The organism is Legionella waltersii (assembly GCF_001468085.1).
GTDB classification, from domain to species: Bacteria; Pseudomonadota; Gammaproteobacteria; order Legionellales; family Legionellaceae; genus Legionella; species Legionella waltersii.
This window is the reverse complement of sequence record NZ_LNZB01000015.1, coordinates 37,751-58,373: the sequence shown is the minus strand read 5'-3', so window position 1 is coordinate 58,373 and position 20,623 is coordinate 37,751. Positions and strand designations below refer to the sequence as shown.

Here is a 20,623-nt window from a genome sequence, read left to right as displayed (position 1 = left end):
CGTATAAATACGGTGATTGGAGAGGGTTTGAATTGTGTATTATTTTGCTGAATTAACTAAAAACAGTTTAAGGAAATTGGCATGCTTCAGTTATTGATTACCGTTTTAATTTGTTTGTTGTCCACTACAACCTACAGCGCACCTACGTTCGAAATTCTTCCTCTTGGAGTCTATGGCGGTTTAAAAGATGGAAATTTATCTGCTTATCTGTTGAAGACTACCGAGAGCGAAAATTATACGTCACTTGATGGAGGTACTTTAGTCAATGGGCTTGAAGTAGCAGTCGCTAAGCCATCACTGCGTCATAAAAATGTTGAAGAGTTGCTGCAAAAACATATTCCAGCTTACCTCATTTCTCACGCTCATCTTGATCATCTTATGGGGCTTGTTATGGCACAGCCCGAACTGCGCGAGCAACAAACCATTATGGCGCGGGAAGAAACCATGCAGGCATTGCAAAAAAATATTTTTAATTGGTCTGTTTGGGGCAATTTTGGAGATAGCGGAGAAATTCCACACCTGAATTTTCAGCATTATCAAACGATGCCATTATTACAATGGCTTTCAATTCCAAATACTGATCTCCATGTAAAAGTGTTCCCTTTGAGTCATGGTGGAATGGCATCAAGCGCTTTTTTAATTCGGACCAAGAGTGATTATATGTTGTATTTTGGTGATACTGGTGCAGATAGTATTGAAAAATCGACAAACATGGAAACTATTTGGAAAGAAATTGCACCGCTAATCCGAAAAAAGAAGCTCCATGCCATTATGCTTGAGTGTTCGTTTTTAAACTCACAGCCAGATAACAAATTATTTGGGCATTTAAAACCAACGTTATACATGTCTGAGTTGAGGCATCTGGCTTCGATTGTTGATCCTTTAGATATAAGAAACGCACTAAGAGGATTGCCAGTCGTTGTTACTCACGTCAAACCTAGGCCAGATGATTTTTCAAACGCTAAGGACGATACAGTCAGCCAGATTATAAACGAACTGTCCCAGGAAAATGATATTGGGGTAGAATTAGTTAAACCCGAGCAGGGTGTTTTGCTCACTTTATAAAAGCACAATTTCACGACAAAATAGGTTGGGCAGTTTGACTTGAGGAACCTACTCGCTATACTCATGATTTTAATCCAATAGAGTATAGCAAGTAGGTTACTTATTCTGCTATTTGTTCCAAATTGCGAACAATATTTTTAGCAATGGTGTTGATTGGCAAATCATTATCATCCTTTCCAAAGGGGCACTCCAATTCTTCGGATAATATTTCCAAACCTAATAAAATATAGACAATCATCACCATCATTGGAATGATCAAAAACCCAAAGGTATCTATCCAACCGAAGGGAAACATAATGGCATAAAAGAGCAGGGCTTGTTTGACAAAAAAGGCAAACGCTGGTGGAACTTCGGTATTGAGAATGCGCTCACAGCCACCTACCATATCCATCAAATTAGAGAGGTTTGTATCTAAAACAAGATACTGTTCTAATTGCAGTTTATTGGTCTGACGTAATTCATTTAGCAGTTGATACATTCGTTGGGTGACAAGAAGCACAGGATGTAGACCCTCCGACTCATGGATGCATAATGAAAGAAGCACTGTTTGAATTTCAGCTTTTTCCTTGCGTAAATGGGCTTTGATAATAATGGGTAAAGCCTTTAATAGCTCATAAAAATCAGGATGATTCTTCAAACCAACAAAAGCCTCAAATTTCAATCCTAAATTACGGCAATTATTGACAATTGATCCCCAAAGTATTCTTCCTTCCCACCAACGAGCGTAACTGGTATTGACTCGGAAGCTAATAATAATGGTTAAAATAAAGCTAAAAATGAGATGAAATTGGCCTAGATTATAACGGGTAGCGTTTTCAAAAAATTCAGCGATGATTGCAGCATAAATGATTAGGATAATCGAAATGGGCATTAGCTTACGAAATACTTTCTCTTTATAGAATAAAAAAAGATGCGGTATCCAGGTTAAAAGATTATGCGATCTTCGACTCATTGTTCATTCTCAATTCAACTTAATACACGGCAAGGTGTCTGATTTTAAACATTTGGGGAGCTGGTGGGACCTTGTATCGATTCATTAAGCTCTTTAGAATCCTTAATCAGTACTTGAAGCGATAGACTGCATAACTGCTTCGCAACTTTGGTATTGTTCAAGGCAAGTTCTCTTGTTTCGCAAGCCCTAATCGCTTTCTCTACCCCTTCTAATAACTCAACATTACAATCTTCTTCACCTAAAAGCAATTTAACCTCACGAACACTATCCACGACAAGCGTTGAAGGAGAGTCACTGATGTATTTCTGCAATACAGCTATAGCTATTTCAGTGGGCTTGAGATTCCCCTTAAATCGTTCTTCTTTTATGCTATCTAACCCCCCCAATTTTTTCATAATTTCAAGTACTTCATTAAAGCTAAGGCATTGCGGCGATTTAAGACTAGAACGCTCACGAGAATTTTTCACCGATTTCATAGTTGACCCCAAAATAACCAGTTAGATATCTTGTAACCCTGTGTGGATAAGTTTAGTATAGGTTTGTTTTGAGGCAATTGGACGTAAAATTGAAAACAAATCGTTTATAAAGAACTATACTTCAAGAATCTTAGCCCTTTTATGAGATAAATTGTTGATAAGGAGATGGTTATGAATTTATCCAAGTTGGTTAACCTCTATTCACCTATCTATGTATTCTCTTTTAGCGTACTTTTTACAGCGACCTGTTTTGCTAATCATGGCTTTGGTGGGGTAGGAGGTGTTGGGGGTGTCGGCGGTGTAGGAGGGATTGGCGGATTTCATAATGGAGTTAATGCCTATCATTACAACAATGATGTCAACGTTGGCAATTATCGTCCAGGTGCGGGTTGGGGGGCGCCAACAGTTATTATTAATACGGATGGTTATAACAGTTGCCAAACATGTGATTCTGATGGAAATTGCATTGAAAGCACGGACTGTAATTAATTGAAATAATCAATAATAGGGAGAAGGGGGAATGATCTAACAAGACATTGGAAAACAAAATCCAATATTCTTAATCTATTATTCATCCAGATGAAAAGTATTGATTGGCATTTTAGCAAGAGATTGTTCGTACTCTTTTTAAACTGGGCTATATTAATTTCTACCTCATCTGGAGTTAAATAACCGGTCGGCAGAAACTCAAGGCTTCTTTCATTAGATGCAGCGTGACATAATTTCGCAGTACCTAATCCAAGACTTTATGAAAAAATCTCAGCGCCGGAACCCCGGCGCCTAGTTACTGAATAGGTCACAAAATTTTGGTTATCCTTTATAAGTTAGACCAATAGCCAACGTATCAACAGAAGGCGTTGCAATAGCAACTAATGATGGTCGTGTTGGAGTATTTGGGGGAGCTGTAAGTGATGCATTAAATTGAAACACATGTGACCATCTACCAAATACACTGATATTGTCTGTAAAGTCATATTCACCGCGAATAGTGGATGACCAAGCATTGCTTTCAGGCAAGGAGATATCTTTAAATATGTTGTTAACAGGGGTTTGAGCATATCTAAGCATTCCTAAAAGAGTAGCTTTCTTAATCACTTTTCTTGCGCCAAATTCAGTAACCCATACGTTTCTATAATACAGAGGAACTGTAAGTTGAGTTACACCATTAAGCTGGGCGCTAACCGCGGTAGGCAAGTTGGCTACAATGGTCTTGAATTTAGACCACTGAACATAACTTAATTGACCAACCAGACCAAAATCTTTATTCAATGCTTGGAACACTCCCATGCGAACCATAGCAGGTCGTATTACTGATCCGGTACCTTCCCCTGTGCCGGTTACTCCTGATGTGCCAATGACAGTTACAGGTCCTTTCAAGTGCGCATTTTGGTCGGAAAAGTAACTCAATGATAAATAGCTTCCAAGCCAAGGCTTGGCTACGATGCCAGCGTGCCAGCCAAGTTGCCAACCATCGGCCTTAAGAGTAAAAGGGATAGAACGGGCCGCAGGTACAAGAGAATTCGGGAATCCAAAGTTAGTATTTAATTCTGCGCTGGTTTTGAGAATATCCAAACCAAAACCAAACGTGTATTTGTCATTAAACTGGTAGGCTAAATTAGGGGCTACGTCGTAACCGTTTAATTTTGAACGCCAGATTGAGTAGCGCAGTGGTGAGTTCACGTCATAGGTCAGATCATTAAGAAAGCTTTGACCAGCAACAACACCGATAAGGAGCTTGTCATTTAAACGATAGGTAATCTTTCCACTGGGTAAAGTATAAGTCTCCCTGATAGTGCCGCCAACTGTTTGGCTTAGTGGTGTGAAGGCACCAGCTGTTGCAACTCTAGGAAAGTTTTGAGTTCCCGAAAGTGGGATACGAACAATCGGATAGATTAGCCCTGCAGTAACATCGTATTTTTTTGTTTTAGCCATATCAGCTGGGTTAACCCACGAGAATTCGTTGTCAAAGCGACCACCTTCAGCCATCAAAGTGCTTGACGCCAAAAGGAAGGATAAACCTATAATTTTTTTTGTCATATCATCATTTCCCTATAAATTGAATTTATAACAGGACTTACTTAAAAATCCCAATCTTTTCGGTAAAAAATATTTTGAATTCAGTTGCTTACTTTATTTACCCCCCCCCTCAGTCAAAACATTTTTTAACGAAGAGATTGGGTTTTTACATAAGTCATTTTTATAACGAGTACCATTTCATGGCGACAAATGCAATACATTTCCATTTTTTTGCTCGATTATTTGCTGTTGGCTGGCAAACTATAGTAATTGATCTTTAGAGACATAAAGTGACTCGCCATAAATAAACAGAAAGTTTTGTTTTGCAATCTCCTTAATGAGGAAAATGGTTTTCTCCTTGTAGGAGTTCCCTTTACTAAATTTTGCTCCTAAATACAAACAACCTTTATTCACACCTGCACAGCGATTATTCAACAATAGAAATCGGTTTCATAATTGTATCTACGGCGACCATTGTGAATTTTCCTTTTGTACAAAGTTTACGTTCACCAGGTTGATAGGGTCATGTTTCAGTATTTAATACACTTTAACCCTAAACAGGGGTTTCTTAAAAATCCACCTTCAAACACGATCAATTTTGCAAATGCTTATCGATGTTTCATAACAAAGACTGTTATCATCAAGCGACTTTGCTAGATTGTATTCATTCTAGCATAACCTATTAATTGCAAGAAGCATGTGTAACCCAGTGTGGACGAAGTCGTATTCCAGGCTACGAGTTAAATTTAACTAAAATCCACTTATTGCAGGTAATCTATGGTAAAATTGCGCCAAAAATAGACATATTGAGTTGGGTGGGTCATACGAATGACAGTTATCCACCGATTATAAGGAAACAAAATGAGTTTTAAATCATTGGGCTTCATTGAGCCCATTCTTCGTGCTGTAGATGAGTTGGGATATCTAGAACCCTCTCCAATTCAGCTTCAAGCAATTCCTGCTATTCTTCGTGGCAGAGATGTATTGGCTTCTGCACAAACGGGTACTGGTAAAACAGCAAGTTTTGTATTACCGATTTTGCAAAGAATACACGATAAACCCCGAGCTAAAAGCAACCGAGCAAAAGTTCTAATCGTTACTCCAACTCGAGAGTTAGCAGCTCAAGTTCACCAAAGCATCAGAGAATATGGTAGTCACCTTTCTCTTCGCTCACTAGTGGTTTTTGGTGGAGTAAAAATTAATCCACAAATGATGAAGTTACGAGCAGGTGTTGAGATATTGGTTGCAACTCCAGGACGTTTGTTGGATTTACACCAACAAGGAGCCATTCAGTTAGATGAGATTGAGACTTTAGTCTTAGATGAAGCGGACCGGATGTTAGACATGGGTTTTATTCATGACATCAAGCGTATTATTAAACTATTGCCTAGGTCACGACAAAATTTATTGTTCTCAGCGACTTTTTCCGATGAGATTCGAACCTTAGTTAAAAGTATATTAAATCAACCGGTAGAAATTGATGTCGCACCGCGTAATACTACAGCTGTTGCAGTGAAGCAAACCGTTCATCCAGTTGATAAAAGCAGAAAGCCTGCTTTACTTAGCCACTTAATCCATAAAAATAAATGGGGACAAACACTTGTATTTTCTAGAACCAAACATGGTGCGAATAAACTAGTTAAACTGCTGGCAGATAATCATATTCATGCTGCAGCCATTCATGGGAACAAGTCGCAATCTCAGCGCACTAAAGTTCTATCTGAGTTTAAATCGGGTGAATTGCATATTTTAGTGGCTACTGATATTGCAGCCAGGGGTATTGATATTGATCAACTTCCTTGCGTGGTCAATTTTGATCTGCCACAGGTGGCTGAAGACTATGTGCATCGTATAGGACGAACAGGGAGGGCTGGTGCTTCTGGATTGGCGGTTTCATTAGTCAGCGCAGATGAAATAGGGCAATTAAATGCCATTGAGAGATTGATAAAACGTAAAATAGATCGTATTGAAATCGAAGATTTTGAGCCTAATCACAATTTGCCCACTGGCGTAGCTCCGACACCAGCTAGAAAACATGTTTCGAAAAACAGAAAAACAACGAGTGCAGTCGGTAAAAAAACGGAAGAAAAGCGATTTGGTAAGCGCGCTGTAAAAAAGTAAATGCATAACCATTATACAACAAGCCCGGATTCATCCAATCCGGACTCACTATGTCATCCAAGTCACGCATTCATCTGGTTATCTTTCACTGGCTTTTTATTTGGATAAAAGAAAGAATACTTGCTTATGGCATCATGTGTTAACCTCCATAGGGAGATATCATCCTGTCTAAATGAAATTTTTAAGGAGAGTACAATGCCAGCTTATACCATCAAACCTCTTGTAACTGCTACCGCAATTAATACGGGGGGAAGAAACGGTCACTCGGAAACCACCGATCATTCCGTTAGCGTTAATTTATCCGTCCCCAAAGACATGGGTGGTTCAGGATTACCCAATACCACAACACCCGAACATCTTTTTGCAGCGGGTTATGCAGCATGCTTTGGTGGAGCATTAGAGTTTGTGGCCAGTCAGCATAAGAAAAAAGTCACCGGTGCAATTGTGACATGCCATGTCTCTGTAGGTCCTCGTGAAGGGGGTGGATTTGGCATTGCAGTTAAGATGAACGTTAAAGTTCCGTCTCTTTCTACTGCTGAAGTAAAAGAGCTGGTACACGAAGCACACGAAAAAGTTTGCCCCTATAGCCATGCCACACGCGGTAATATCGATTTTGTGATGGAAGTTGAAGGAATGTAGATTGATGGTTGGGTCAGACGACCCAACCAATGATTTGTTTATGCACCCATGTAATCTTTTTTACCTATTTCAAGCCCCTGATTTCTTAAAATGTCATAAGCCGTGGTCACATGAAAGAAAAACTGTGGAAGACCATAATGCAGGAGATATTGTTGTCCTGAAAATACTCGTTCTTTTGGGGTTCCTGGTCGAGTGATGATCTCTTTTTCTTCGCTACCGTTGATTTCTTCCGGTTTAATGTTAGCGATAAAGCGCAAGGTCTTTTCAATTCGTTCTTTAAGTGCATCAAACGTTGTTTCATTGTCCTCATACGCTGGGACCTCTATCCCTGCTAGTCTCGCACAGACTCCTTTTGCGAAATCAGATGCAATTTGTACCTGACGGGTTAAGTTGAACATGTCTGGGTAAAGACTAGCTAGTAGAAGTGCATCAGGATTGGTCCGGTGATGCTTTGCTTTTTCCAAAATGGCATTTAATGCAGTGAGTAATTGAGTAAATACTGGCACAGAAGCACTGTACATCGATATAGATTGGTCCATGGTTTTCCTTGAGTAATCTTGGGAGCTGTTGAAACTATGTCCGGTGAGTTGCTCACAGGATCTAGAAATGACGAGTTATACCGAAAAGGGGTGTAGATATCAAGCCCGTATTACGCTTTGTTAATATGGGCTTCTAATCCTGGGGGCGTGATTTCTAGCATTTCACGGACATGCTCTATCATATAAGTGTGCATTGTTTGTTGATGACTCTGAGTATCAACTAGGAAACGACGTGGTGCAGAGTGGTTTGATGGGTTCGTGTTCATCGCATTATTTCTGTCCAATGTAAACTCATGAGATTCGGGTTTATCAGCCAACATTTGCTGTTCTTCTATTGAAAGGGATCCGCCATTTTGATGCGTGTATTTTATCTCTTCTAAGTGTTGAGCCATAAGAGAAGCTATGGATGAAAAACTATCATGAACAAGATCATCGTCATCCGGTTGTGCTGGATTTTGGTGATTTCTCGCTACAGAATAAATTTTGTAGGCAAAAGGAATTCTATCCCATGCGTTTGCGGCATCTAAATGCCATCCTAGAAGACAAATGGCAGGAGTAAGAAAAAGGTAAGCACATCCCACAGCAACATAGTTTAACCAAGTTAATGGGTTCCATGGGTTGCTCGTACTGTCCGGCATTATATAACCAATCATTAAACGGAGAAGCGATCGATAGGAACGTTCATTATATAATTTTACTCTAAGACCATTCTCGTGCATTTTTGCTGCGGTAATAGTAGCAACAGCTGCTCCCATACTCATCCCTTCAAAGGCGATATTCTCAGGTTTAACACCTGATTCAATTAAGCGTCGTGCTTGTGAAAGAGCATCATCAACCAGATTTTTATAAGTCCAGATCATGCCTTTACTGTAGTCAAGTCCACGATAATTAAAGCCAATCACAGTACAACCTATGTGTTTAGCCGAAGTGTATAAATCTTTGAGCCAATACATGTAGTTTTGGTTTCTAGCCATGCAGGAAATGACAAATTTTCGTTCGGACATAGGCTTCAATTCTTCGTCTGTGTTTGGAATTTCCACAGACTCAAGAACGGCATGATCAGCAGTTTCTAAGGTATAAAAATTCAATTGAACTTTACGAGGACGCTCAAAAAACGCTTTACCGTATTTTTGATGCATCTGCTCTTTGAAATAGTTCGCTAAGTGATCATCAAGTCTTTCAATTCCTTTAATATGGATGTCTTCAATTGAAAATTGTTTATTTCTGCATTTTTCCTGAGTGGATCTTCCCTCAAGAAGAAGCCCAATTTCATTGATTATGGAATCAATGTAACGTTGATTACTTGGTTTAGTATTGGATAGCTGTCTTTTCGCCGTATTTGAAAATCGAGGTAATTTATCGTAGTAACTCGTTGGTGCTTTAGACGATTTTCCAGGAAGAAGATTAACAATGACGGAGCCTTTTTCAGATCTATCATCTGAAAAAAAAATCACATGAACGGGTTTTTGAAGCCTGATTTCATCGGGCCCTAGTGCTACATTGATGATGGCACGTCTTGCAATAAAAGTTAGGGCCCAATTAAACAGTAAGAATGAGTAGTTAGTAAATTCAGACCATGACTTTCGCTTAGGTCCTTCAATTATGTAATAACCAGGTACAAAGGTTCGCATTTAGATCAAATCATGATTAATTAGATTGATCACTCTACTATATATTATCAATGCGAGCTAGGAGCACTCATTCGATTAATACAAGAATACCCCAGTCAATTAGTTTGGTTCGTTTGACCTAAACCCCATGTTTATTTCTCCTTCTATCGCATTTAATGTGTTTTTATTTGGCCTAAGTATATCATTTTGCGACAAAGGTGATAAAATGCGGCCACATTAATTTTATAAGAGGTGATTTATAGATGTATTCTCTGTTTGGTAGAACTGGTCATGGAAAAAAAGCGGATAAGAATTTTTTAGAAGATAATAGAGCACAACGATTATTGATAAGCATTCTGGATGGATCTTTTGAGAAGCAGGTACAAACCTGGAACACTTCAAATAAAACGGGTTTTGTGAACGCCGTGTATTTGGTTGGAGCATCCACGGTCAAGATGGTAGGGTTGTCCCATAAAAGAGAAACGGTGGATGCTGTAAGAGACGTATCAGAGACCAGCATAAATTTGCCAATTAATGTGATCGAGGTCCTTGGCGTTCACCAACGTTTAATTCCTGAACGATTTAGGCCAGTTTTTAATTACAACATGACTATTCTCACGGCGATTCTTAAAATCGAACAAGCTGGATTTGCCAACGTGCTTGGTGACAGCCAAGAGGCCAATGACGCTTATACTGCCAAACTCATTGAAATCATTCGTGTATTAATTCGTGAAAAGGGTATGATTCCAAGTGAGGAAGACATTGCAATTATGAGAGAGCTCGGGGGGGCATTCAGTGAATTTATACCACCTGCAATAGAGAACAACGTTCAACCAGAGCCTACACCAGAACCTGAAGCAGAACCTGTTGCTGATGTTCTAGAAAATGCAGTGGACGAGATTATAAGAATGGTACAAGGTCTAGAGATAGAACCTATACTAGAACCAGAGGCCCAGGAGCAAATTACACTACCCCGAGGTTATTTCCATTTATGGGATAAACTACAAAAGGCGTTGAGAGATCGAGACAACGCAACCCTTAGTGCAGGATTACAGAGTTTAACAGAACGCTTTACATTTAAAGTCTATGCGGGAGCCCTGATTTCTGTAGCAAATGATTTCGATGTGATGCAGTCACAAAGTATTAAGACGAAATTACTCGATTTAGCAGTCATTGTTCGAGAAAAACTTGAACAACAACATAATGCGGAAGATGCATTGAAACCACAAAATTTTAAAGGTTCACTATTTTCATAAGCCTAGTTTGCTACATGGGCCCATAAGGTTGAGTCAATGACTCAACCTTCGTTCACCGGCTTTATTTATTCCCTGTATTTCTTTGGGGCTTCATTCACCAAAAAATGAACGCCTTATAGCAAGTCTAGTTCTGAACATGTTACATTTTGTATTACAACGTCATGGTTCACTACTGTTTCGAACAAGGATTGTTTCTATGAAGAGCTTGGCTGGCAAAACTTGCACGTTATTTTATGTTCTATTTTCACTTCCTTTGATTGTTACTTCAAGCATTGCCAGTGCCGATCCATCAACACGTGTGGCTCGAATCAGTCTTATCTCTGGGGTGGTCAGTTATCTACCTGCTTCTGAAACGAAATGGATAAAAACAAATCTTAATCGTCCTTTGGTATTAGGGGATAGCCTGTGGTCTGATACAGACTCTAAAGTTGAGTTACAACTTGGACTAGCAACGACACGTTTAGGAAGCAGGACGAGCGTGCAAATTCTAAATTTAAACAATCAAATTGCACAGTTTAAGTTGAGTGATGGAACATTTGCTTTAAACGTCGTTCAATTAAAACCTAATCAAGTCTATGAAATTGATACGCCAAATTTGGCAGTGATTATCAAAAAAAACGGTTATTATCGAATCGATGTAAATAATGCCTCCACAACGGTCACCGTTCGCAAAGGGCAAACGGATGTGTATGGCGAAAAATCGGCTTATACAATCAATCAAGGCCAAACCTGCCAATTTAAAGGAACTAAGTTGCAAGGTTATCAATGTTCAGCAGTTGGCCCTATTGATGGTTTTGATCGTTGGTCTATGGACCGAGATCAGCCACAAAAAATAAACAAACCCAGATACGTAAATACGGCTGTTATTGGTTATGAAGATTTGGATACTCATGGAACTTGGCGGAAAGTAAAAAAATACGGTTACGTATGGTCTCCAAACAATGTTGGCAATAACTGGGCTCCTTATAGAACGGGACAATGGGTATGGGTACGTCATTGGGGTTGGACATGGGTCGATGAACAACCATGGGGCTTTGCACCCTTTCATTATGGGCGATGGATTTTTATTGAAAGAAGATGGGCTTGGATACCTGGCCCAATCGAAGCAGAACCGATGTATGCTCCGGCTCTTGTCGCTTTTGTTGGTGGCAGAAATTACCAGCTTTCTGTAGCGAATAGGCCAAGTATTGCCTGGTTTCCTCTAGGTCCAGGAGATATTTATATTCCCCCCTATCAAGTCAGTCGTAATTATTTTCAACAAATTAATGTCAACAACACAGTGATTAATAACACCTACGTAACAACTGTTTATAATAATCAAAACACGACACTCAATTACCAAAATGTTACTGTACAGCAAGGAATTACCGCCGTTCCATTAAACACATTTGTCCAGTCCCAACCAGTGAATAATGCACAGGTGCAAGTCTCTGACGAAATCATTGTTAAAGCACCTAAGACACCTACGGCAACCATTACACCAGATCAGTCCAGTTTTCTGGGAGGCCAGCAAGCTGCTGAGTCTAAACCTGCAGCAGAGATCATGACCAAACCAACTGTTGTTATCACTGAACCACCTACTCCACAAGTGCCATTTACCGAGGAACAAAAATTATTAGAAAAGAATCCAGGGAAACCACTCACCTCAGAAGAAGTCAAAGAAATACAAGTTACTAAACCGGAGGAGCAAGAACAATTAAAACTAGTTGATCCACAAACGATTCCCCAACCCGTTGAAATCAAGTCCAATGAACAGCCATCAACTGAGCAAAAGCCTGATGTTCAACAGCAAATTCATGAGCAAAAACCCTCTGAAGAGCAACCACAAAATCAAGAACAACAGCAGCCAGTCGAACAACCGCAGAATCAGGATCAACAGCAACAGCCTGTTGAACAGAAAGAACAACAACCTGTTGAGCAACAACCACAAATTCAAGAACAACAACCTGTTGAGCAACAACCACAAATTCAAGAGCAACAACCTGTTGAGCAACAACCTCAAATTCAAGAACAACAACCTGTTGAGCAACAACCACAAATTCAAGAACAACAACCTGTTGAGCAACAACCACAAACTCAAGAACAACAACCTGTTGAGCAACAACCACAAACTCAAGAACAACAACCTGTTGAGCAACCACCGCAAATTCAAGAACAACAACCTGTTGAGCAACCACCGCAAATTCAAGAACAACAACCTGTTGAGCAACAACCGCAAATTCAAGAACAACAACCTGTTGAGCAACCACCGCAAATTCAAGAACAACAACCTGTTGAGCAACCACCGCAAATTCAAGAACCACAACCTGTTGAGCAACAGCCGCAAATTCAAGAACAACAACCTGTTGAGCAACCACCACAAATTCAACAACAGCAACCCAATGACCAACAACAAAATCAACCACAATAAAATAAGGGGGTAGATGTCTTCCCTTTTTGCTTACCGTTTAAAGATACAAGCCAGTATTAGCAAAGAGTAATAAGGGCAGGACCTGACGGGACTTAGGCAACATCCATCACCTCATCTGCTTGAGTATCAGTGAGTGCTGTTTGAAGAGTGATCTCAGCAATACCTTATGTTTGGGCATAGTCCCTGACTCGATCCAAAAGGGCTTAGGCTATACCTGCCTTACGATATTCTAAACTCACGTACAGATCGTTGAATCGAATAGCTCACTTCACCGAGTAGTGTGATTTAAGTTTATTCACGAGCAAACTCATTTCTCCAAATTTCAGTGAGTCCCTCTTTATAAGTGGGATACTTCAAAGTTACCTTCAATTCTTTCTTGATTTTTAAATTAGAAACTCGACGATTATTGGCGTAAAACTCTTGCTCCATGGGCGATAAATTTGCTTCTGAGAAAGGGAGCAAAGTAGGTGGTTCTCGATTCAAGAGTTTGGCAGCATAGCTGTCAACCACATGAGCTGGCGCTGGTTCATCATCAGATACATTATAAATAGAAAGGGGGTTTGGTGATTGAATCGATGCGATAAGCGTTGAAACAATGTCTTCAACATGCACGCGACAAAATACCTGTTCTTGTTTGACTATGCTGTATGTTTTCCCATGTATCAACCGCGCAAGTGCGTTTCTCCCTGGCCCATAAATACCGGATAGCCTAAAAACATGGAGTGGCAAGTGATTATCCGTAGCGAAGGATATCCAAGCTTGCTCCGCTTTTAGACGGGCAACACCGGTCTTTGTATGAGGGATGCACTTACTCTCTTCATCCACCCACTTTCCCTGATAGTCTCCATAAACTCCTGTGGAAGAAAGATAACCAAGCCATTGAAGATGAGAGGATTGTTTTTTAATGATGTCGCTGTATTTATTGAGTACTAAATCATCAAGGGTGCTTGAGGGAGGAATACAAATTAAGAGATGAGTTGCGCGACTTAAGTAGTCTTCTAGGCTCGGACAGTCGAAATCAATCAATTGGATGCTTACATTATTCTTCTGCTGTTCATTGGTGGTGCGGGATGTTCCGATGATTCTAAAATCTTGTGAGAGTAGTTTATTGGTAAGAGCTTTGGCTGTATAACCAAAACCAAAGATGAAAAAACAAGGAATCATGTGATTGTCCTATTCTTTAGTTGATTGTAATACCCTAACGCTTTGGAGCGAGCTTCGCTATGATTGATGATGGGTTTAGGGTAATTGGTTTTGTTGTAAATCAAAGTTGCACCAGCTGATTCCCATGGGGCATGAATTGCATCATTATTTAAGGAAGTAAGCTCTGGAATCCAACGACGAATATAGGCTCCATTAGGATCAAATTTTTGGCTTTGGAGAACTGGGTTAAATATTCGGAAGTAGGGCGCTGCATCAGCACCAGAACCTGCGACCCATTGCCAACTGGCACTATTATTTGCTAAATCGGCATCAACCAAAGTATCTAAAAACCAATCAGCACCTAATCTCCAGTCAATAAATAAACCTTTAGTAAGAAATGAGGCTGCAATCATGCGTACCCGATTATGCATATACCCTGTTGCCCAGAGCTCGCGCATGCCTGCATCAATGATGGGATATCCGGTCATTCCTTGTTGCCATTGTTTTAATGATGACTCATCGTTATGCCAAGGAAATGCATCAAACTCACTTTTGAAGTTTTTGTACGGCAGGGATGGTACATGGTAGAGCAAGTAATAAGAAAACTCACGCCATCCGAGTTCTGATAAAAAATGCTCTGCTCCTGCTAAATCACAGTATGGATCGAGCTTAGCGAATTCAACGGCTCTCAAAATGGTCCATGGACTGATTTCACCAAAGTGTAAATGCGGTGAAAGGTGTGAAGTTGCTTGTTTTTCGGGAATATCACGATTAATTTTATAACCTTGGAGATGATGGGCGATAAATTTATCCAGCTTTTGTTGAGCACCGGCTTCACCTGGCGTCCAAAATTCAGAAAATCGAGACGCCCAATTGAGTCGAGGTAAAAGTTTCCATTCTTGAAGTTCATCACTACCTAAATCAACGGAAGCAGGATTAGAGGTTATCCATTTTTCAGGTTGAGAAATAAGGCCTTGTCGGCAGGATTTCCAATAAGGAGTAAAGACTTTAAAAAACTCACCGTTTTTATTGCTGATTGTCCAGGGTTCATTCAATAAGCTTCCATTAAAACTAAAGACATTAACGCTTCTTTCTTGAAGTGTTGTTTTGATTTTTTTATCCCGTTCGATACTCATGGGTTCATAACATCGATTCCAATAAACAGAATCTATCAATCCTGTGTTGACTAACTCTAAAATAATGTCGAGAGGGTGGCCTTTGCGCAGCAGGAGTGTTAATCCCAGTTGTTGTTTGAGCGAGTTATTTAAACTGAGAAGGCTATGATGGAGCCACCATGCTTGTGCTTCACCCAGAACACTGTGTTTTTCTTCTAAGATATAGATTGGTAGGATCGTTTCATGATTCATGCATGCTTCAAAAAGTGCAGGATTATCAGCTATTCGCAAATCCTGTCTAAACCAAACTAGAGCTGTACTCATCTTATCCTTATTCACTGATTTTCATACCATAGGTCGAGGACCTGGCCAGACATTTCATCTCTATTCCGCTGTAAAAGTGTGTATAACAACACGTAGCCCATATTAACGAAGTATACTGAAGGAATGTATCTTCGCTTGTTCGTTTTTAATGATGATTTTTTTGAGATCAAATATCAAGTATTGAAAAAGGATTAACCCAGTTTGTATTGCTTAGGTTTAACGTAATCCAACCACTAATAAGGCCCAACTGCCTAAAAGAGCATGAGAAACTGATACTCCAAGAAACGACCTTTGTCTATGATACAGCCATCCCCAATAAAGTCCTGCTATAAAAGTTAAGAAAGTAAATCTAACTCCAAAATGAGTATGCATGGTCGAAAAGAGTAGATTTGAGAGAATGATTGCGTTCCATTTTCGAAACGATTGTTTTCCAGGTAAAAAATTGAAAAAGGTTGATTGAAGAGCACATCGTGCAATTAATTCTTGAATCGGTGCAAAAAGACTGTATAAAAATAGGGTGGTTAAATAATATTCCCAATCCACTTGCTGATTAACATAGAAGAGTTTTGTTCCTGTAAATAGTTGGGTTTTCTCCAGAGGATTGAACTCTACGATAAATACCTTGATCAATAATACGATTAACATCGGTGGAATGGTAAGTGCCACTGCTTCCAGAGTATTTTTTGCCCAATTATTGAGGGTAATTCCAAACCGGGAATAGGGGAGACCTGTAAAATGCATTGCTATGAGTGTTGCAATCGCATAGATTGAGATTAAACAGACGGACAATGTCGTAGTGATTTTCTCTTTGTGGATTATCCAAACCAGGTAATGTAAAGACAACGTATAAAGGCATATAATCCAAAGCAAGGCTATAATAAACACACCTAATGCATTACGCCCTAAAGATTCCTTTAAAACAATCTGCATATTTTTAACGGTTATATCCGTAGTAAAACGGAGTCTCTCCGACAAGATGTGAGCAATATTTTTAATTAACAGCACGTTAAGTTTTGGTTTCGCACCTATGCTTTCCAACTTGTATTTGATGACAGTGAGATCGGTTTTAGCTCGAACATAAGCTGAGCGGTTAGCGTTTTCAATGAGGGCCATCTCCCCGACAATGGCGTCTTTTGATAAAGAAGCTAGAACATGGATGCTCTGCTCACCATACTCATCCACCGCTTTTTTATAGATTTCAGCAACGCCCTCGATAATAATAAAAAAGGAGTCAGCGGGATCACCTTCATTAAAAATAATAGTTCCTGCGGGATAAGTTTCTGATTGACCAATTTTTAAAAAATCGTCAAGGTCCGATTTTGAGAGATCAACTTTTATGGATTGATAGTTTCCAATGATTTCATCATCAGATTGATCAAAGCCATCACACATTTTTTTTAGAGTGTCATTATTATTCATGATAAGTCCATTCCTAATCCGGTCCCGAATTCATTTTCACACCAGTAAGCTCTCTGTATAAAAGTCGAAAATAAATAAAAAAATAGGTACTATGCTTAAATTAAGTTAGTCTATTTTGAAACACATGACTATGGGTGCCTCAAAGTTTTTTGAAATTAAAATTGTTGGCTCAAACAATAGTCCAGAACCATCCGATCCAAGACAAATTTTTATTAAACTGGCTGATGTGGATCCTGCTACATTGCCCTATCAGAGCGAACTTTCTGGCGAAACAAGTTTACCTTTCAAACAGTCAGGTAGCTAGTGTTTAAATCACGGTGTCCTCTCTTATAAATTGTTGTCATTGACCCAATGAGCAAGCAGGTTGAGTCGCGACCTAATAATAGAACACTATGAAAACAACCATTCATGGTTGGGTCATGTTCTAATGACGCTGCCTTAAGCGGTGTCATTAGGTTCCTCTATCCGGCCAGCATAGGTCCGCTTGCTGACGCGCGCGGCTCGGTTTCTTCTTTGCTATCTGAATCAAATCCTAGTCACGGCAGGGAGTGAGCCGAGACACGCGCGTCAGCAAGCGGGTACGGAACTATCCGCTTTCACGAATGACCCTGCTTAAGGCAGCGCCATTAGGTCATGTTCCGACCTACTTTTCTAATGCAAATCTTGAATTTATCCATTAAATCGATATTATTTCTTCCTTCATCAATAGGATAAGGGAATATTGTCTATGCGAAAGTCCATCCAATTTAAGTTAAAATTCTGCGTCATGCTTATTGCAATAGTGTTCACAAGCAATGTCTTTGCAGTCCAAACAGAAAAAAAGCAAATCATCTATGTTGATTTTGATGATCAAGCAGATGTAGCACATGCACAATTGCAATTATTGAAAAAGATGGACGTGCTTGGCATGAATGTAAAAGAACACTGGGCAGAAGTTTTTGTAACACCAGCAGAGCTTTTGCAATTGCAGAAACAGAATCTTCACATTCGAAAAGCAAATTATACTCTTCAAAAGCTGGCTGAATCGATACAGGGCTATATGACTCCTACTCAGGTACGTCAAGCATTGACGGACGTGAATGCTCGCTACCCAACCATTACGAAATTATTTGAAGCAGGAAAAACCCACCAAGACCGTCCGATCATGGCATTGGAAATTTCAGCGAACCCAGGAGACACGAATAAACCAGTCGCTCTTTTTAATGGCATGCATCATGCGCGAGAAGTGATGACGCCTGAAGTAATCATGCATATTGCCAAAGTGCTCACTGAACAATACGGTAATGATGCAGAGATAACGTACTGGTTGGATCATTTTAGGGTGGTGCTTGTTCCTCAGGTAAATCCTGATGGGAATGCGCTAGTCGCTGATGGTCATCTGATGTGGCGTAAAAACACCTATAAATTTGATGGAGATATCGTTGGAGTAGACCTCAATCGTAATTATCCCAGTTATTGGAATTATTGTGATGGTTCAAGTGGCGATCCATACAACGAAACCTACCGAGGACCAGCTGCTGGTAGCGAGCCAGAAACCCAAGCAATGATGCATTTGGTTGAAACATTAAAACCTGTGGTTGATATCAGTTATCACTCCTACAGCGAATTAATCCTTTATCCAAATGGCTGTCTAAGCGTCAATAATCCTGCCAAAGATCTGTTTCAATCTATTGGTGAAAGTATGAATGCCAAGATTCGTAATGATGCCAATCAAACACATGCCTACGAAGTAGGTCCTGTTGCTGAAGTCATTTATGAAGCGGATGGTTCTGATTTGGATTGGCAGTGGAGAGAACATGGTGTGTTTGCCTTTTGTATTGAGGTGAATGCTTTCAGTTTCCTTCCTGATTATAATGAATGGCGCGATGTAACGGTTGTCCGTCAGGAAGGTGGTTGGCGAGCGCTGCTTACCCGGCTATCACAAAGCGGTTTTCGTGCCCATGTTCAAACCTCTAATCCAAATGAAGTGCGTTATTCCCTGAAAAAAATTGAGGGTTTAAATAAGCTTGCATTTGATGGCGATGCTCCAAATCGTACCTTTGCCTTGCGTTCTAGCAGCGGACTTTTGTACCAATTAACCGAACCAGGTTCTTATGAAATTACTTTCTACTTAGGTAATCAACTGATCAAGACACTCGGTGTTGAAGTAGGCGATAAGATGGTTGATTTAGGTAATATTGAAATTTAATGGACGAATAGAAGGTTGAGTTAATAAGAGCGCGGTCGCAAAATGATCTTAATTATTGGGATAAATTGTGTTTATCCCAATCCTTGCATTGCTTGCTAATGTTTACCTCCAATAACAGTCGATTAAGAAATCGCACACCATGATGATTAAGGGTTGCAATAATCACAGTGGGTGGGATCTGCTTTTAACAAACCATCTCGTCGCATTTTATACTCTTGATGTTCACATGCTATACAACCCCATACTTCCTCCTCATAAAATGAGGTTGGAGAGCCACAAAGAGAACAAAGCAGTGCGCCTCGAGTCGCCTTGAATCCAAAGCCTGGGCGTTCACATCGAGCACAAAGGCTAGCAATACGTTGTGTTAACTTATCGGCCAACTCACCAATCACCTCCATTCGAGTCGGATTCATCATCGCTCGCATGTCTGTTGTTAAAAGTAATTCTTTTTCAGTTTTAAAACCAAGTTTGAGATTATCATTCAGGCATTCCACGTTGTTAATTCCCTTAGCTAAAACTCGTTGAGTCATTGCCTCTTGTAGAATAAGCGCATGAGATGGAAATCCGACTCGTTTAAGAAAAGCATCCAGCTCTGTATTCTTGTTAATTGTTATCGTCTCATAATTTGTTTTTTGACTGACTAGTTGCTCTGCAATGATCCAATCCCGAAAACCATCAACAAACACCATCAGCTCGTGGGCGCTTGGTACAAAAGGAAATGCGGGATGAGGCCCAAAACTTCCCTCAGAGGCAACAGCAAGAGAATAGTTAAAGCGTTTTGCTGCTGTTTGAGCTTTCAAAAGACAGGTTTCATAAGGGCTAAGAGTTCGCGCAATTTCTCCAGTAAAGGTACCAAACTGATCAGTATCAAAATCATGCACTTCCAGACTGCACGATAGCCTACTCATAAACGGAGGAGCAATCACTTGCTCCTTTTCGTGCTTGGACGCCAATAAGACAGTCTGATTTTTATAATACATGATTTTAGGTGTCCATAGTGTGAAAATAATCAAGCCTTGCCACCGAAACATCGGAAACAAACATGACCCCAGACTCGTTTTGAAACAGAGTTTTCATGCCTAAAGCTAAGGTTACGATCACATCCTCAGGTGCGACTGCGATAAATAAGACTAATGAGGATTTCTCATTAAACAGCATTTTTCCCTCATGAAAGCCATGATGACCTTTTCCAGAAACGTTTCTAATCAAGGTGTATCCTGTCACTGACGCCTCGTCCATCATCGATGAAATGAAGTGTTCATGCTCTCCTGCAACGATAATCTCAATTTTTTTCATTGGATGTAAATTAATACCAACGTCTTTTCTCTCTTGTACTTTAACAACATTCAT

18 protein-coding genes are annotated in these 20,623 nt (G+C 39.9%); 8 read left to right on the top strand and 10 right to left on the bottom strand.

Annotated elements, in window-relative coordinates:
* Positions 1 to 81: 81 nt before the first annotated feature.
* The gene (locus Lwal_RS03445; RefSeq protein WP_058479525.1) at positions 82 to 1,065 is read left to right on the top strand and encodes an MBL fold metallo-hydrolase; all 984 of its coding nucleotides are present in this window, start codon (positions 82 to 84) and stop codon (positions 1,063 to 1,065) included.
* A gap of 100 nt (positions 1,066 to 1,165) precedes the next feature.
* Here Lwal_RS03445 and Lwal_RS03440 read toward each other — a convergent pair whose 3' ends face one another.
* On the bottom strand, positions 1,166 to 2,017 hold the full coding sequence (locus tag Lwal_RS03440; protein WP_058479524.1) for a bestrophin family protein: 852 nt from the start codon (positions 2,015 to 2,017) through the stop codon (positions 1,166 to 1,168).
* Positions 2,018 to 2,061: 44 nt separating this feature from the next.
* Positions 2,062 to 2,493, bottom strand: coding sequence for a hypothetical protein (locus Lwal_RS03435; protein WP_058479523.1), 432 nt, complete (start codon positions 2,491 to 2,493; stop codon positions 2,062 to 2,064).
* A gap of 171 nt (positions 2,494 to 2,664) precedes the next feature.
* On the opposite strand from Lwal_RS03435, the gene Lwal_RS03430 reads away from it, so the two are divergent.
* Entirely contained in the window at positions 2,665 to 2,982 is a 318-nt protein-coding gene (locus Lwal_RS03430) for a hypothetical protein (RefSeq protein WP_058479522.1), read from the top strand.
* A 321-nt stretch (positions 2,983 to 3,303) separates the two neighbouring features.
* Here the strand turns inward: Lwal_RS03430 and Lwal_RS03425 are convergent, their stop codons facing one another.
* Positions 3,304 to 4,530, bottom strand: coding sequence for an OmpP1/FadL family transporter (locus tag Lwal_RS03425; protein WP_058479521.1), 1,227 nt, complete (start codon positions 4,528 to 4,530; stop codon positions 3,304 to 3,306).
* An 840-nt stretch (positions 4,531 to 5,370) separates the two neighbouring features.
* On the opposite strand from Lwal_RS03425, the gene Lwal_RS03420 reads away from it, so the two are divergent.
* Together Lwal_RS03420 and Lwal_RS03415 are read left to right on the top strand one after the other, a co-directional pair.
* Complete coding sequence (locus Lwal_RS03420; RefSeq protein WP_058479520.1) at positions 5,371 to 6,630, top strand: DEAD/DEAH box helicase; 1,260 nt, start codon at positions 5,371 to 5,373, stop codon at positions 6,628 to 6,630.
* A 195-nt stretch (positions 6,631 to 6,825) separates the two neighbouring features.
* Positions 6,826 to 7,269, top strand: a complete 444-nt coding sequence (locus Lwal_RS03415) for an organic hydroperoxide resistance protein (RefSeq protein WP_083500030.1) — start codon at positions 6,826 to 6,828, stop codon at positions 7,267 to 7,269.
* A 38-nt stretch (positions 7,270 to 7,307) separates the two neighbouring features.
* Here the strand turns inward: Lwal_RS03415 and Lwal_RS03410 are convergent, their stop codons facing one another.
* Together Lwal_RS03410 and Lwal_RS03405 are read right to left on the bottom strand one after the other, a co-directional pair.
* A complete protein-coding gene (locus Lwal_RS03410) occupies positions 7,308 to 7,808 on the bottom strand; it encodes a DUF1993 domain-containing protein (protein ID WP_058479519.1) in 501 nt (166 codons plus the stop codon).
* Positions 7,809 to 7,918: 110 nt separating this feature from the next.
* Positions 7,919 to 9,439, bottom strand: a complete 1,521-nt coding sequence (locus Lwal_RS03405) for an alpha/beta hydrolase family protein (RefSeq protein ID WP_058479518.1) — start codon at positions 9,437 to 9,439, stop codon at positions 7,919 to 7,921.
* Between the two features lie 242 nt (positions 9,440 to 9,681).
* Here Lwal_RS03405 and Lwal_RS03400 point away from each other — a divergent pair, with 242 nt between their 5' ends.
* Positions 9,682 to 10,674 carry a hypothetical protein gene (locus tag Lwal_RS03400; protein WP_058479517.1) on the top strand — a complete coding sequence of 331 codons (993 nt, stop codon included), beginning with the start codon at positions 9,682 to 9,684 and terminating at the stop codon, positions 10,672 to 10,674.
* A 196-nt stretch (positions 10,675 to 10,870) separates the two neighbouring features.
* Positions 10,871 to 13,084, top strand: a complete 2,214-nt coding sequence (locus Lwal_RS17240) for a DUF6600 domain-containing protein (protein WP_058479516.1) — start codon at positions 10,871 to 10,873, stop codon at positions 13,082 to 13,084.
* 291 nt (positions 13,085 to 13,375) lie between these two features.
* Here Lwal_RS17240 and Lwal_RS03390 read toward each other — a convergent pair whose 3' ends face one another.
* The 3 genes from Lwal_RS03390 to Lwal_RS03380 all read right to left on the bottom strand — a co-directional run bounded on the left by Lwal_RS03390 (position 13,376) and on the right by Lwal_RS03380 (position 17,085).
* Positions 13,376 to 14,248, bottom strand: coding sequence for an SDR family oxidoreductase (locus Lwal_RS03390; protein WP_058479515.1), 873 nt, complete (start codon positions 14,246 to 14,248; stop codon positions 13,376 to 13,378).
* Positions 14,245 to 15,666, bottom strand: a complete 1,422-nt coding sequence (locus tag Lwal_RS03385; protein ID WP_058479514.1) for a cryptochrome/photolyase family protein — start codon at positions 15,664 to 15,666, stop codon at positions 14,245 to 14,247. The genes Lwal_RS03390 and Lwal_RS03385 overlap by 4 nt, the downstream gene beginning before the upstream one ends.
* A gap of 216 nt (positions 15,667 to 15,882) precedes the next feature.
* Complete coding sequence (locus Lwal_RS03380; protein ID WP_058479513.1) at positions 15,883 to 17,085, bottom strand: cyclic nucleotide-binding domain-containing protein; 1,203 nt, start codon at positions 17,083 to 17,085, stop codon at positions 15,883 to 15,885.
* A gap of 124 nt (positions 17,086 to 17,209) precedes the next feature.
* On the opposite strand from Lwal_RS03380, the gene Lwal_RS17235 reads away from it, so the two are divergent.
* Both Lwal_RS17235 and Lwal_RS03375 read left to right on the top strand, forming a co-directional pair.
* On the top strand, positions 17,210 to 17,389 hold the full coding sequence (locus tag Lwal_RS17235) for a hypothetical protein (RefSeq protein ID WP_095197586.1): 180 nt from the start codon (positions 17,210 to 17,212) through the stop codon (positions 17,387 to 17,389).
* A gap of 423 nt (positions 17,390 to 17,812) precedes the next feature.
* Entirely contained in the window at positions 17,813 to 19,273 is a 1,461-nt protein-coding gene (locus tag Lwal_RS03375; RefSeq protein ID WP_058479512.1) for a M14 family metallopeptidase, read from the top strand.
* A gap of 146 nt (positions 19,274 to 19,419) precedes the next feature.
* Here Lwal_RS03375 and Lwal_RS03370 read toward each other — a convergent pair whose 3' ends face one another.
* Together Lwal_RS03370 and Lwal_RS03365 are read right to left on the bottom strand one after the other, a co-directional pair.
* Positions 19,420 to 20,253 carry a DUF6671 family protein gene (locus Lwal_RS03370; protein ID WP_058479511.1) on the bottom strand — a complete coding sequence of 278 codons (834 nt, stop codon included), beginning with the start codon at positions 20,251 to 20,253 and terminating at the stop codon, positions 19,420 to 19,422.
* A gap of 4 nt (positions 20,254 to 20,257) precedes the next feature.
* Positions 20,258 to 20,623 (bottom strand): P-II family nitrogen regulator, encoded by a 366-nt coding sequence (locus Lwal_RS03365; RefSeq protein ID WP_058479510.1) that lies wholly within the window; start codon positions 20,621 to 20,623, stop codon positions 20,258 to 20,260.